Source organism: Rhizobium sp. BK196 (genome assembly GCF_014193255.1).
GTDB lineage: Bacteria > Pseudomonadota > Alphaproteobacteria > Rhizobiales > Rhizobiaceae > Rhizobium.
This window is the reverse complement of the sequence record NZ_JACHZB010000002.1, coordinates 247770-261545: the sequence shown is the minus strand read 5'-3', so window position 1 is coordinate 261545 and position 13776 is coordinate 247770. Positions and strand designations below refer to the sequence as shown.

Genomic DNA, 13776 nt, shown 5'->3' with positions numbered 1-13776 from the left:
TAACTGAACTGGTGGGGATAACGATACTGAGGGTTCCGGATTCTATCCTGCTCGAGCGGCATTACGCGCACGCATGTGTTCGAGGATGTGCCGGCCGGAGCCCTCGACATGGCGTGCAATGAGGTCGGCTGCCTCGTTCGCATGTCCTGCTTTTACATGCGCGATGAGCTCGCGATGCTCGCTCAGGATCGCGGCACGCCGGGCGAGCGTGAAGTCGAAACGCCGGCTCACGGCTCGCAGCACTTCGCGATGCTTCCACCAAAGTTCGGCGGCATGGCGGTTGTAGTGCTTTTGGTACATGACGGTGTGAAAGGCGGTGTCCAGCTCGCTGTGCCTGAACGGATCGGCGAAGTTGTTCTCTTCAATCAGGCCTTGGATGCGTTCGAGTTCAGCAATGTCCTCGACGGTGGCCATATTCACGAACCATTTCGTCAGTGCCGGCTCGATCAAGACCCCGATCTCGTAGATGTCCCGGACGAAATCCTGATCTATGGGCCTCACACGCGCTCCGCGATTGGGAACGAAGGTGACAAAGCCCTCCCCGCGCAGCAGTTGCAGAGCCTCGCGCACAGGATTGGTTGAGGTGCCGTGGCGTCGGGCGAGATCGGTGACAACAAGCCGCTCGTTAGCAGCGAGCCGCCCCTCGATGATGTCTTCCCTGATCAGCTGATAGAGCGAGGCGCCCTCGCTGGAGGCCCCCATAGCGTCGATGCCTTCGGGTGGTTGCGCTTTAAAATCACTTGTTTCGGCCAAGACTGTCCCCAGTAAATACACACAATGTTCGGATATCATGCAAATTTTCCGGAAACAATGTACGATTTCTCTCATTGACAGACAATCTTCGATCTGAAAACGTATGATCAGGTCGAAGGGATACATTAGGGAAAGTCCCACGGCCGGGAGCAAAGACCGCTCGACGCAGAGCGGCATGGGAGAGAACCTGGGAGGTTGCCTATGACGAGGATTTCACTCGGCCGTGCCGTCCTGCGCGGCACCATTTCGACTGCTTTAATGGTATCGTTGATGTCCGCGTCTGCGCTGGGCGCGCCGGTCGATTTAAGCAAATGGTCGCCGGAATACGTTCGCTCCATCGCCGGCACACAGGATTTTGACACGGCCGGCGATTGCGGCAAGGTCACTCCGCTCGACTACAAGGGGCGACTGACTTTCTGGTACCAAGGCGTGTTCGAGGGCGATCCCGACCTCCTGCGGCAGTATTACAAGGACTTCTTCGAGACCTTCCGCAAAACCTATCCAAACATCCAGCTTGAGGAACAAGCCCTCACTTATAATGACCTGCTGGACAAGTTCCGGACCGCGCTCCTTGGCAATGCAGCGCCCATGGCGGTCCGTCTGCAAATCCTGGGTGGCACCGAGTTCGCCTCAAAGGGCTATCTGCAGCCGCTCAAACCCGAGGATGTAGGCTATTCGACCGAGGACTTCTGGCCCGGTGCGATGAAGGCCGTGACCTGGGAGGGGGTAACCTACGGCATTCCGACCAATAATGAAACGATGGCGTTCATCTGGAACGCCGACATCTTCAAGCGTGCGGGCCTCGATCCGGACAAGGCTCCGGCAACCTGGGACGATGTCGTCAAATATTCCAAGCAGATCCACGACAAGCTCGGCGTTGCAGGTTACGGCCTCGTGGCACGCAAGAATGCAGGCAATACGCCGTACCGTTTCATGCCACAGCTGTGGGCCTATGGCGGCGGCGTCTTCGACGAAGCTGCTGCCAACCCGACCTATAAGGAAGTCGAGCTCAATAGCCCGCAAAGCAAGGCGGCATTGCAAGCCTCCTACGACATGTATGTTCGCGACAAGTCGGTTCCGGTTTCGGCGCTCACAAACCAGCAGGCCGATAACCAGCCCCTCTTCCTGGCTGGCCAGCTCGGCATGATGATCTCGCACCCGTCAGACTATAACGTCATGCTCGACCTGCAGAAGAAGACGACAGGAAGCGACAAGGAAAAAGCGCAGACTGTCATCGACAACATGCGCTACGGCCTCATTCCGACAGGCCCGGACGGCAAGCGTGCCGTCGTGTTTGGCGGCTCCAACATTCACATCCTGAAGCCCGAATATGTCGAGGGCGGCAAGGTAGACGAGCCGGCAGCAAAGGCTATCATCTGCATGTGGACGAGCCCGGAATGGTCGCTGAAGATGGCCTATGCCGGCTCGAACCCGGGAAACCTTAACGGCTTCAAGACCAAATGGATGAAGGAACGTCTTGATAGTATCAAGTTCCTTGATGTCACGACCTCGATGCTGCCATACGGCATCCCCTTCCCGGCGCTGCCACAGTCGCCTGAGATCATGAATATCATCGTCCCGGACATGCTGCAGAATGCTCTGACAGGAGCCATGACCGTCGACCAAGCAGCGGACGACGCGGCAAAGAAGGTCAAAGACCTGATGGACGGCGGTCTCTAGTCCAAGCCTGACCACGATCTGACCGGCTGCGCCGACACCGCAGCCGGTTTCTTCCAAAGAACGAGGGCAGGCATAGTGACGATCTTGACTGGCAAGGCCGAGGCGCGCCGAAGACTGCAACCCGACAGGTTCGGTGTGCTGCGAAAGATCTGGGAGCATCGCGCTGACTACGCGTATGTGCTTCCTTCGATCGCAGTGATGCTCATCGTCATCGCCTACCCTATCTACTATACGATCGAGCTGTCATTCTTCAATACTCCGCCTGGCCTGCAGCTTCGAGACAAGATTTTTGTCGGCCTCGACAACTACATCGCCATCCTCACAAGTCCGGTGTTCTGGAAGGTCACCTCGAATACTCTTATCTGGACGCTGGGATCCACTTTCATCTCATTTGTCCTGGGATTTGCCTGTGCCCTGGCGCTCCACCGCGACTTTGTTGGCCGCGGCATCCTGCGCGCCATCCTGATCATTCCCTGGGTCATCAGCGCGGTCGCCGCGTCCTATATCTGGAAGTGGATCTACCATTCGGACTTCGGGATCATCGGCGCGGTGCTCGTCGGCCTCGGATTGGCGGATCGGCCGCCGAATTTCATCGACAGCGTCAGCACGGTGCTGCCCTCGTTGATCGTCGTCAATATCTGGCGAGAGTTTCCGTTTGCCATGATCATGATGATGGCTGGCCTGCAGACAGTTCCCGACCAGTTGCTGCGCGCCGCAAAAGTCGACGGAGCCAATGCTTGGCAGCGGTTCTGGCACGTCACCTTTCCGCACCTGAGAAACGTCTCGACGGTGACGATCCTTCTGCTCGCAGTGGCCAACTTCAATTCCTTCATCATCCCCTGGATCATGACCGGCGGCGGGCCGTCGAACGCATCGCATATCTGGATCACCCACATTTATGAACTCGCCTTCGGCCGCCAGCGCTGGGGGGTGGCATCGGCCTATTCGGTGCTGCTGTTCCTGATCCTGATGTCGCTCGGCTACTTCTACGTCCGTGCGCTGAGCGGTAACGAACGGAAGGACGGAAGCGAATGAGCGCGATTGCCGAGACTGCTCATCGAAGTCAGGCGCGGCGCCTCGCGCGCATCGATGGGTGGCGGTGGGGTGGACGCATCTTCCTGGTGTTCATGCTCCTTTACACCGCGCTGCCGATGATCTGGATGCTGATCACCTCGATCAAATCCGGCTTCGCGGCCATGCAATTCCCGCCGCAATGGTGGCCGGACCAACCGACCCTCGCGAGCTATCAGAAGCTGCTCGATCCCCAAAACAGCGTCGGCCAGGACTTCCTGCGCTTCTTCTGGAACAGCCTTTTCGTCTCCACTGCCACGACCATCCTCTCGGTGATCGTGGCGGTTCCTGCGGCCTACGCGTTTTCGCGCTTCACCTTCCCGGGCCGGAACTTTCTGTTCTTCGCCGTCTTGCTCCGCAACATGTTCCCGGCAGTGATCTTTCTCGTGCCGCTCTTCATCCTGATGCGCGCGATCGGGCTGGTAAACACGCATGGGTCGCTCGTCCTTACCTACCTCACATTCGGCCTGCCGCTGGCAATCTGGCTCCTCAAGGGCTTCTACGACAACATTCCGGTACAGCTCGAGCAGGCCGCACGCATCGACGGGGCAACGCGGTTCCAGGCCTTTGTCCTGATCGTGATGCCGCTATCGGCGCCAGGCATCATCGCCACAGCGATCTACTCCTTCATCGGCGCGTGGAACGAGTACATCTACGCCTACACGTTCCTGTCCAAGAACGAGCAATTGACGCTGCCGGTCGGCATCCAGCGCTTCTTCTCGGAAAACACGACGGACTTTCCGGGCCTGATGGCGGCAAGCTTCATGATGAGCGTGCCCGTCGTGGTCCTGTTCCTCGTTCTTCAACGCTACTTCGTACGCGCCCTCACAGAAGGCGCAGTCAAACACTAGGGAGTTGCCTGTGGCCCACGTGGTCCTCAAAGATCTGGTCAAGACCTATGGCGCATTCAAAGCTGTCAACGATGTTTCGCTGACGGTCAATGACGGCGAATTCGTTGCGCTCGTCGGCCCTTCAGGCTGCGGCAAGACAACCACGCTCAATCTTGTCGCAGGGCTCATCCCGGTCACATCGGGCGACATCGTCATCGGTGACCGAGTGGTCAATGACCTTGACCCCAAGGACCGGGACATCGCAATGGTGTTCCAGAACTACGCGCTCTATCCGCAGAAATCGGTCTACAAAAATCTGGCGTTCCCGCTGCAGATGCGCAAACTGCCGCGGGACGAGATCGACAAGAAGGTCAGGGAAGCAGCGCGCGTGCTCGACATGACGCAGTTGCTCGAGCGCAAGCCACGCGAACTTTCCGGCGGGCAACAGCAGCGCGTAGCGCTCGGCCGTGCCCTCGTTCGCGATCCGGCAGTATTCCTGATGGATGAACCACTTTCCAACCTCGACGCAAAGCTGCGCGTGCAGATGCGCTCGGAGATCAAGCGTTTTCACCAGGACCTCAAGGCGACGATCATCTATGTGACGCATGACCAGCTCGAAGCCGTGACCATGGCCGACAGGATGGCGGTGATGAACGGCGGCTATCTGCAGCAATACGATACTCCGGCGCAGGTCTTTGCCCATCCGGTGAACATGTTCGTCGCCAGCTTCGTCGGCAGCCCGGCGATGAGCCTTGTCCCACTGGAGGCATCAACGGCAGGCGGCGAGACGGTGTTGACCAGCGCGGAGGGCTGGCGCCTCGAGCTTTCGCAAAAAAACGCCCAGAAAGTCACGAGGGCAACCAGCAGGAAAGTCGTGCTCGGCGCACGCCACTCGACGATCAGGCTGCACAAGAGTGCGATGCCTGGGACCGTCCCTGCCAAGGCCTACACGGTGGAGCCGACCGGAGACGTGACTTTCGTACAGGCGTTTCTCTCCGGCGCCATCGTCAATGTCAGCGTCCCGCCGACCATTGCCGTCGCGCCCGACGAACAGATCTGGCTCGAGTTCGATCAGGAGCGGATGCATCTGTTCGACGGCGAAACGGAAATGGCCCTCAAGGCCAACTAAGACCAGGCGGATGCGCGTGAAACGAGGGCGTCTATGACTGCGAAGCTTAAAATCACGGCGATCAAGCCCTATCCGGTATGGGTGGGAACGCGCAACCAGATGCTGGTCAAGGTGGAGACCGACAACGGCATCTTCGGCTGGGGCGAGAGTGGCTTGAGCGGTCGCGAGAAGGCCGTGACCGGCGCGATCGAGCACTATCGCGAGTTCCTTATCGGCCGCGACCCCATGCAGATCGGACGGATCTGGCAGGAAGTTTATCGCAGCCAATATTTCGAAGGCGGCCGCGTTCTGCAGGCGGCGATTTCCGCCATCGACATTGCGCTCCACGACATCAAGGGCAAGGCGCTGGGCGTGCCGGTCTACGAACTGCTTGGCGGCAAGCAGCGCGACCGCATTCCGACCTTTGCCTCCACCGGCGACGAGGCCGAGGGCGATGTTGCCATCGAACGAGCTCGCGAACTCCGTGCAGAAGGGTGGCAGGCCATCCGCTTCTTCCCCATCGGGCAAAGCAGCAGCGACATCTTTGAGCCGCGGGAGTCGATCGGCGCTACCGCACGGATGCTGAACAAGGCGCGCGAGGCGTTGGGCGACGACGTCGTCCTCGGCATCGACTATCATCATCGGCTGTCGGTGGCAGAGGCGGCGAGCTTCTCCAACAAGCTCGGCCGTGGCGTGCTTGATTTTCTTGAGGAACCGATAAGAGACGAAACGCCGGAGGCCTATGAATCCCTGCGCAGGATGACGGACATCCCGTTCGCCATCGGCGAGGAATTTGCCAGCAAGTGGCAGTTCCTGCCCTATATCGAGCGTGGCATCCATCAGTTCAATCGGCTCGATGTCTGCAACGTTGGCGGGCTCACTGAGGCGATGAAGGTCGCTGGCTGGAGCGAGGCGCACTATGTGGACCTGATGCCGCACAATCCCCTTGGTCCAGTCTGCACGGCTGCGACTATCCATCTCGCCGCCGCGGTGCCGAATTTCGCTTGGCTCGAGACCAGGGCGCCCGAGGCGAAGCTCGGCTTCGATAATTCCGACTTCTTCCCCGTGCAACCACGGCTCGACGGCCCCGATTATCCGGTGAGCGACCTGCCAGGGCTCGGCGTCGAGGTCAACGAAGAAGCGGTCAAGGCGCAGAGCTTTCGCTTCTGGGAAGCGCCTCACCTGAAGCGCCGCGACGGTTCTGTCACAAACTGGTAGTTTCATCCACCGGAGCCTAAAATGACGCATACGCCCGATATCACGCGACCGCCCAAAGAGCTGATCGATGCGCTGAAGGAGATCGGCGCCGCGACCATTGCCGGTACGCTCGGCCACATGGGTTTCCGCAATCCGCACATGGTCGGTCCGGTGGCCCAGAGCCGTGGGAAGTCGATCGTCGGCCCGGCGCTCACCCTTCAATTCCTGCCGCAGCGGCCGGACCTTTTCAATGAGGGAGAATACGCCGATCCGGAGACGCAGTTGCACCGGCACGTGCTCTATCACGCGCAGGAGGGCGATGTTGTCGTGGTCGACGCGCGCGGCGACATGAGCTCTGGCGTCTTCGGCGATATGATGTCGACCTATTTCAAAGGCAGAGGCGGCGCCGGTATCGTGATCGATGGCTGCATGCGCGATCGGCCCAATGTCGAAAAGCTCGATCTCGCCCTCTGGCTGCGCGGCTGGACACCCAACTACCATGTGCAGACCAGCATTTATCCCAATGCCGTCAACGTTCCAATTGCCTGCGGCGGTGTCACGGTGATCCCCGGAGACATCATCGTTGCCGACGATGACGGGGTGGTGGTGCTTCCAGTCGCTATGGCCGCAAAAGTTATCGAAGAATCGCAAAAGCATCACGATTGGGAGGAGTTCTCTCGGCTGAAGCTTATGGAAGGCGGGTCGTTGCAGCGCTACTATCCGCTACACGACGATGCCCGCGCAGAATACGAAGAGTGGCGCAAAACAAAACGCCCGGGAATAACTTAGCCGATGGATTACCCAGGGCTGGCGGCGAACTTTCTGATGTATCGCCGGCGTCTACATAAAAAACACGGAGTCGAATTTCGCCGCCGGCTATTGCATTGACTGATTGAAAATCGATGTGTGCCGATTTGAAATTTACATGGCGTCCACTTGAAACCAGATCGGTGGCGTGCTCGCAGCGGGCGGAAGATCTCGCGGTTCCTCAGTCAGGGCCTGTGGCTGTCGGGTCGTTTCGCACTCGCGACGCAGCGGGTTGCAATCGCCGGCCGGCGCATTTGCTGCGGCATGTGAAAATGGCCAACCGAAAACGACGATGGGCATTGAATTTGAACGGGGCCGATCTGGCCGCAAGATGGGACGCCGACCTCCGCGAATGAACCCCGACTGAATGATGCTTTCAGCTTCCGTTCCGAAGGGAGCGACTAGAAGAAAGCCGTTCAACCGCGGTCTTATCCGCCTGAGGAGACATAGTCATGATCCGTACATCTATGATGGCAACCACCCTCGTCGCACTTGTGGGCATCACCGCCGTAGCCCCCGCCATGGCCAATGATGTTCGTATCGAACAATATGGCTGGTCGAACTCTGCCGGTGGGGCGCAAGAAGGATACGGAAACCGGATCAGAACCTACCAGAACGGTGACTACAATCGCGTTCCTGGCCATCAATATGGTCGTCACAATCTTTCAGCTATCGGTCAGGAAGGCAGCGACAACTATGGCGCCACCTATCAGAACGGCAACCGCAACGTAGCGGGCATCGGCCAATTTGGCTCCAGCCATACGACCATCCTTACCCAGGACGGCAACGGCAACATCGCCGCTGGCGTCCAAGTCGGCCATGGCTGCAACGCCAATGTCAGCCAGGGCGGCAACGGCAATGTCGCGGCCTTCGTCCAGGCCTGCCCGTAAGCGACTGCGCGATGACGTGAACGAGGTCAGTATCGCAACAGCAGACCATTAAGGAAAACGACCATGCCAAATAGCATCAAACATCCGCGCTGCGCGATGACGATCCTCGCGCTGGTCCTGCTTCCCGTCGGTGCGGTTGCCGCCACGACGACTGCCAACCAATCTGACGGGGCGCAGCTTTGCGAAATCAAAGCAACGCCTGGCGCAGGTATGGTGAGACTGGATGCGCTCATCCACGCCGACAAGCGTGTCGGGGGAGCGTATACTTTCTATGTCGAAAAATTGGGAGACGGCGGAAGCTCCACGATCAACCAGAGCGGCGATTTTGATGCCATCAAGGGACATACGGCAATCCTTGGTTCAGTCTCGCTCGACTCGAAAGGAGCCAAATACAAAGCCACACTGGACGTTGTCATCCAGGATAGAAGTTTCGGTTGCACGAAGCAGATCGGCGGCGACTAATCGGCCTCCACACGCTGTAATTTTCCTAAAGGGGCGCCGGTTTCCGGCGTCCTTTTGCTTTCGGGTCGAAACGACTGAACGACAACTGAACGGGAAATTCCGACTGGGTTCAGCTGCAAGATGCCAAGGTTGATCATCGGCTCAGGCAGCCGAAAATGGAGATCAGGATGACCAGCAACGTATTTAAGATCCTTACCGTCACTCTTCTTGCCGGGAGCCTCGGCCAAGTAGCCTTGCCTGCGCCAGCCCATGCCGGCGGCCGGATCTCGTTCAACCTCGCGCCTGATAATGCCGAGGATGCGGATTTTTTTTCAACAGGGCTGCGCGTCTATTCGCTCTATCGCGGCCTGAAAGACGCCGACATCCACCAGCTGGGCAGAGGTAACGCGGCTGGTATCGCTCAGGCTGGCCATCGCAACCTCGGCTTCATCCAGCAGCGGGGCAGTGGTCATTCCGCGACCTTGCGGCAGAACGGCAACAACAGTGCCTACGGGATTTTCCAGTATGGGCGAAATGCCGAAACCGACGTGGTGCAGGATGGGGATAATGGCAGCGGTGCCACCTTCAGCTACGGCTGGTAAAGCAGATCACAACAGTCTAAAGACGACGTTACATTGTTTCAGCAACAACTATTCGCCGCTTTTTTCGCAGACAAACGCAATGCCCATCACCTAGAGAATCGCTCCGATCAGCCGGGCATCTTGTTGGCTGCTGGCTCACGCAGACCAGACGCAGAAAGGACCACTGTCCCGACGAGGACTCCGGGCGCGGCCTGTTGAATGCGGCTTTCCTTCAAAACGTGTTGTCTGTGCCTCGGTTCGGTCGTCGACAGCTTTGGGTAATCGGACGTCATGGTCGGTCAAGAACCTTTGCCCCTCGTCACGGTTTGGTTGGGCAGCCCTTTGCCAGGCGAGATATTTGGTCTCGCGCCCCCGTGAGTTCAAAGCCAGTGCTGTATTCCACATCGGCCTCGACGGCGTACATGGTCGCGAAATCAATGCCAGATGTGAGGGCGGCAAGCAGCTTCGGATGCTTCGAGAGAACAGTCGTTCGTCGATCGGGACCGTGCCCATCAAGGCGGATCGTCTCTTTGTACTTCCCAATCTCGAAGCGCGCCGATCGCAGGCCCATGTCGCCAACAGTGGCATCGCCAATCTCGAAAATGAGACCGTTCTTGGCGTCGCAACGCACCATGTAACAAGCCTCGTTGTCGGTCGCATCAACCACAGAGCATGTTCCAACCGCTCCAGCATGCGAACCGCTAAGCCGGACCCATGGAGCGGGGGGTTCGACTTCCTGTGCAAGCGCAGGCGATGCCGCAAGGCACACGCCAAACACACAGGCTGCCACGCCAACCATGCCTGCAACTACTGGTCCGTGAAACCTCATCCGATCCTCGTTTTTCTGTGACGTGCGAGCCCAAGAGCGTCTCTACCTGGACACGCTTGTCAAGATCGATTGACGGGAAACGCAGATCAACAGGCGGGTGGCGCTTATGATCACGCCTCGCTCGTTTCGACAGGCCGGTCGGCCCATCCAACGGGATCGACTGGGCTTAGTTATATTGCAGCGACGTGGATGTGAGCCGCCGCCGCTCGGATGAACCGACGGAAAGATCACGCGACCGCCCTTCGACAATCGTCAACCACCTAACGCGGTTAGGGCGGCGAGCCCCTTCTCGAACTTTTCAGGATCAAGACCGGCTCGCTCGGCCTGAAAGCGATTGTCCTCCAGATCGGCCCGTTTGACGGCCCTGGCCAGCGCGTTGGATGCGGCTCTTCGGATAAAAGATTCATCATTCTCGCCGGACCTGCGGGTCAGGGCATCGACCGCAGCAATGACGCTAGCAGAAAATCCTTCCTCTCGAAGGCGATCGATGGTCCAGCCCGGGGCTTTCTCCGGAATATCGTGGAGATAGGCGACGACTTTTTCAGACTCGCTCGTCACCTTCCCGGCGACGCGCTCGCAATGCTGAAAATAAGGGTTTCCAATCTTGTCCTGCTGTCCTTCGTGCGCATCCATGGCGACTTGTCTTGCATGATCCAGATGTCGTGCTGTCTGCATGGTCCAGCCTGCCTTTCTCGATTACGATGTATAACACGCTATCTGGCCCAGAGGTTTCCGGTATGCGCGAGCGACCACCATTCTCTTCACTTCTGAAACTCGGAAAATCGGAACTCTGTGTACCTCGCGCGGCGCGGCGACTTCTCTGACGACCTGCAGAATAGGTGCTACGCCCATAGCCAGTGCACTGCTCAACGTACCCGCCGTCTCATCTGCTCGACTGATATATCTTCTTATACGGCAATCTGGTCAGCAGTTCTCAGGCGTCGCGCCGCTTGAAAGAAGGCTTTGCCAGTGGCGGGGGCTTTCCAGGACAGATGCCAATCGCAAGCGCCGTGTTGACTCCGCCATCTGAACAATCCGGGGATCACTCCGACTTTTCAACGTAATAGGCCGGAAGCGGTCCTACGCGTTCAGCTCGTCGAGAGATCGGAACGAACGGACCGCCGTCTGTTTCAACATCCGCAATGGCCGTCGGCGCTCATGGCAGCGAGAATCCAAAACGTTTTGGCTTGACTCCCAAAACGTTTTGGAAAATTCTCTTGACGATTTGGAGAAAGATCTTGGCCAACCTCAAACAGCTCGCGCACTCGCTTGGACTGTCGATCACGACCGTGTCCCGCGCGCTCGATGGTTATGCAGATGTGTCCGCCGCCACGCGCGAGCGTGTTTGCGAGGCTGCGGAGAAGGTAGGCTATCGGCCGAATGCTTCCGCCCGTCGCCTCCGCAGGCAGCGCGCCGAACTCGTTGCCGTCACGCTGCCGAGCGATCCTGGCCATATCGGCCCTCCGCATTTCCTCGATATGTTGTCCGGCTGCGCCGAACACCTTGCTGCTGCCGGCCTTAATCTGGTGATTGCACCGGTGCCGCGCGGCGAGAGCGAACTCGACATCTGTCGCCGCTTCGTCGATGGCCGCCGAGTCGACGCCATGCTCCTCGTCCGAACCAAGCGCAGGGACGAACGCGTCGAATTCCTGCAGTCGCGCGGCATTCCCTTCGTCACCAACGGCCGCACCGAAAGCCTGCTGCCCCATCCCTATGTCGACGGCGACGGCTTTGCCGGCTTTCGGGCCGCGACGCTACGCTTCCATGCTGCCGGCCACCGCCGCATCGGCCATATCGCCGGCCCGCAGGAATATTACTTCGCACATGACCGCTGTCGTGGCTGGCGGACGGCGATGGAGGAATGCGGCCTTGCCACCGACCTCTGCGCCGAAGGCGCGCCGTTGGAACAGGGCGGGTATCTCGCGGCACTGGATCTTTTGCGCCAACCATCCCGTCCGACAGCACTCGTCTGTGCCACGGACGAAATGGCGATCGGGGCGCTGAGAGCGCTGCGCGAGGCCGGTGGCGACAACCAGATCAGCATCGTCGGCCATGATGACCTGCCGATGGGCGCCTTCACCAGTCCGCCACTCTCGACCATGCGCATGACTGGCGAAAACCTCGGCGCGAGCTTCGCCTCGCTGCTGCTCCGCGCCATTGCCGGGGAGCCCGCCACAGAACTCCAGGAGCTTCACCCGATCGAGTTCGTCGATCGCGACAGCCATCGCCGTCCCGCCCAGGCGGCATAGACAGAAGTGCATCTCAAACAAAGAACAATGAAGGAGGAGAAGATGAAACATATCATGTCATTGGGAATTCTGGCTTCCACCGTGCTGGCCTTCGCTTCGCCTACGCTTGCCCAGACGGTTTTCGTGTCCACCCAGCTTCGTCCGATCGAAGAGGCGACCGTCGTCCGCGAGGAGCTGTTAAAGGATGTCGGCTCGGTTGATTACGTGGTCGAAGAGCCACCGCAGTTTGCTGTTCGCATGGAGGCCGAACGTCAAGCCGGTAACCGCACCGTCAGTCTCGTCGGTGCGCTGCATGGGGAGCTCTCGCCGCTAGCCGACAAGGATACGTTGGAACCGCTCGACGATCTCGCCAAGAAGCTGGCGGCGAGCGGCATGCCGCAGTCGTTGCTCGACCTTGGCAAGCTCGGCAAACCGACCCAGCAGTACATCCCGTGGATGGAGGCGACCTATGTGATGGCTGCCAAGAAGGAAGCGCTGCAATACCTGCCGCCTGGCGCCGACGTGAACGCCCTGAACTACGATCAGTTGATCGAGTGGGGCAAGAATATGCAGGAGGCGACGGGCCAGCCGCAGATCGGTTTCCCGGCCGGCCCGAAGGGGCTGATGGCTCGTTATTTCCAGGGTTATTTCTATCCGTCCTTCACGGGCGGTGTCGTGCGCACCTTCAAGAGTGCCGATGCGACGGCCGGCTGGGAGAAGCTGAAGACGCTGTGGGCCTATGTGACACCGAACTCCACCAGCTACGATTTCATGCAGGAGCCGCTCGCTGCCGGCGAAGTCATGGTCGCCTGGGACCACATCGCCCGGCTGAAGAATGCCATTTCAGCTGCACCGGATGATTATGTGGTCTTTCCCGCTCCTGCCGGTCCCAAAGGTCGTGGCTACATGCCAGTCGTTGCTGGTCTCGCCATTCCGAAGGGCGCGCCCGACAAGGCCGGCGCAGAAAAAATCATCGAGCACCTTTCCATGCCGGATACCCAGCTCCTGACCGCCTCCAAGGTCGGCTTCTTCCCGACCCTGAATGTCAAGCTGCCGCCGGATCTTGACGCCGGCGTCGCCCTTCTCGCTGGTGCGGTCACAGCCACCCAGGCTTCCAAGGACGCTGTCATCTCGCTGCTTCCGGTCGGTCTCGGCGACAAGGGCGGTGAGTTCAATAAGGTCTACATGGATAGTTTCCAGCGCATCGTGCTGCAGAACGAGCCCGTTGCAGACGTGCTGAAGATCCAGGCCGCCACGGTGGCCAAGCTGATGACCGACACGAAAGCTGCCTGCTGGGCGCCTGATGCCAAGAGCGACGGCCCCTGCCCTGTCGAATAAATCCACCCGAGACACGTCCGGGC

Annotated in this window: 14 protein-coding genes; 11 read left to right on the top strand and 3 right to left on the bottom strand. The window is 59.2% G+C overall.

Annotated features, from left to right (window positions below; genetic code table 11):
* Positions 1 to 42: 42 nt before the first annotated feature.
* Positions 43 to 753: a GntR family transcriptional regulator gene (locus FHT78_RS07810; protein ID WP_183742273.1), complete on the bottom strand. Its 711-nt coding sequence runs from the start codon at positions 751 to 753 to the stop codon at positions 43 to 45.
* Between the two features lie 201 nt (positions 754 to 954).
* Between FHT78_RS07810 and FHT78_RS07805 the strand changes: the two genes are divergently transcribed.
* From FHT78_RS07805 to FHT78_RS07765, 9 genes are all read left to right on the top strand, one after another.
* Positions 955 to 2433, top strand: a complete 1479-nt coding sequence (locus tag FHT78_RS07805) for a sugar ABC transporter substrate-binding protein (RefSeq protein WP_183742271.1) — start codon at positions 955 to 957, stop codon at positions 2431 to 2433.
* 75 nt (positions 2434 to 2508) lie between these two features.
* Positions 2509 to 3468, top strand: coding sequence for a sugar ABC transporter permease (locus FHT78_RS07800; RefSeq protein WP_183742269.1), 960 nt, complete (start codon positions 2509 to 2511; stop codon positions 3466 to 3468).
* Positions 3465 to 4355, top strand: a complete 891-nt coding sequence (locus tag FHT78_RS07795) for a carbohydrate ABC transporter permease (RefSeq protein ID WP_183742266.1) — start codon at positions 3465 to 3467, stop codon at positions 4353 to 4355. Before FHT78_RS07800 ends, FHT78_RS07795 begins: the two co-directional genes overlap by 4 nt.
* Positions 4356 to 4365: 10 nt before the next feature.
* Complete coding sequence (locus FHT78_RS07790) at positions 4366 to 5463, top strand: ABC transporter ATP-binding protein (protein ID WP_183742264.1); 1098 nt, start codon at positions 4366 to 4368, stop codon at positions 5461 to 5463.
* A 33-nt stretch (positions 5464 to 5496) separates the two neighbouring features.
* A complete protein-coding gene (locus tag FHT78_RS07785) occupies positions 5497 to 6660 on the top strand; it encodes a mandelate racemase/muconate lactonizing enzyme family protein (protein ID WP_183742262.1) in 1164 nt (387 codons plus the stop codon).
* Positions 6661 to 6681: 21 nt separating this feature from the next.
* Positions 6682 to 7428, top strand: a complete 747-nt coding sequence (locus FHT78_RS07780; RefSeq protein ID WP_183742260.1) for a ribonuclease activity regulator RraA — start codon at positions 6682 to 6684, stop codon at positions 7426 to 7428.
* 470 nt (positions 7429 to 7898) lie between these two features.
* Complete coding sequence (locus FHT78_RS07775) at positions 7899 to 8336, top strand: curlin (RefSeq protein ID WP_183742258.1); 438 nt, start codon at positions 7899 to 7901, stop codon at positions 8334 to 8336.
* A gap of 63 nt (positions 8337 to 8399) precedes the next feature.
* Positions 8400 to 8798 (top strand): curli-like amyloid fiber formation chaperone CsgH, encoded by a 399-nt coding sequence (gene csgH / locus FHT78_RS07770; protein ID WP_183742256.1) that lies wholly within the window; start codon positions 8400 to 8402, stop codon positions 8796 to 8798.
* A gap of 167 nt (positions 8799 to 8965) precedes the next feature.
* Entirely contained in the window at positions 8966 to 9379 is a 414-nt protein-coding gene (locus FHT78_RS07765) for a curlin (RefSeq protein ID WP_183742254.1), read from the top strand.
* Positions 9380 to 9677: 298 nt separating this feature from the next.
* Here the strand turns inward: FHT78_RS07765 and FHT78_RS29300 are convergent, their stop codons facing one another.
* Entirely contained in the window at positions 9678 to 10025 is a 348-nt protein-coding gene (locus tag FHT78_RS29300) for a hypothetical protein (protein WP_348644723.1), read from the bottom strand.
* A gap of 414 nt (positions 10026 to 10439) precedes the next feature.
* Positions 10440 to 10862, bottom strand: a complete 423-nt coding sequence (locus tag FHT78_RS07755) for a metal-dependent phosphohydrolase (protein ID WP_183742250.1) — start codon at positions 10860 to 10862, stop codon at positions 10440 to 10442.
* Positions 10863 to 11425: 563 nt separating this feature from the next.
* Between FHT78_RS07755 and FHT78_RS07750 the strand changes: the two genes are divergently transcribed.
* A complete protein-coding gene (locus FHT78_RS07750; protein ID WP_183742248.1) occupies positions 11426 to 12436 on the top strand; it encodes a substrate-binding domain-containing protein in 1011 nt (336 codons plus the stop codon).
* A gap of 42 nt (positions 12437 to 12478) precedes the next feature.
* Positions 12479 to 13753 (top strand): ABC transporter substrate-binding protein, encoded by a 1275-nt coding sequence (locus tag FHT78_RS07745; protein ID WP_183742246.1) that lies wholly within the window; start codon positions 12479 to 12481, stop codon positions 13751 to 13753.
* The last annotated feature ends 23 nt before the right edge of the window (positions 13754 to 13776 follow it).

Excerpts from the sequence above, each read along its gene's own strand:
- FHT78_RS07805 (WP_183742271.1), top strand. The coding sequence starts at position 955 with ATGACGAGGATTTCACTCGGCCGTGCCGTCCTGCGCGGCACCATTTCG.
- FHT78_RS07795 (WP_183742266.1), top strand. The coding sequence starts at position 3,465 with ATGAGCGCGATTGCCGAGACTGCTCATCGAAGTCAGGCGCGGCGCCTC.
- FHT78_RS07785 (WP_183742262.1), top strand. The coding sequence starts at position 5,497 with ATGACTGCGAAGCTTAAAATCACGGCGATCAAGCCCTATCCGGTATGG.
- FHT78_RS07780 (WP_183742260.1), top strand. The coding sequence starts at position 6,682 with ATGACGCATACGCCCGATATCACGCGACCGCCCAAAGAGCTGATCGAT.
- FHT78_RS07775 (WP_183742258.1), top strand. The coding sequence starts at position 7,899 with ATGATCCGTACATCTATGATGGCAACCACCCTCGTCGCACTTGTGGGC.
- csgH (WP_183742256.1), top strand. The coding sequence starts at position 8,400 with ATGCCAAATAGCATCAAACATCCGCGCTGCGCGATGACGATCCTCGCG.
- FHT78_RS07765 (WP_183742254.1), top strand. The coding sequence starts at position 8,966 with ATGACCAGCAACGTATTTAAGATCCTTACCGTCACTCTTCTTGCCGGG.
- FHT78_RS07755 (WP_183742250.1), bottom strand. The coding sequence starts at position 10,862 with ATGCAGACAGCACGACATCTGGATCATGCAAGACAAGTCGCCATGGAT.
- FHT78_RS07745 (WP_183742246.1), top strand. The coding sequence starts at position 12,479 with ATGAAACATATCATGTCATTGGGAATTCTGGCTTCCACCGTGCTGGCC.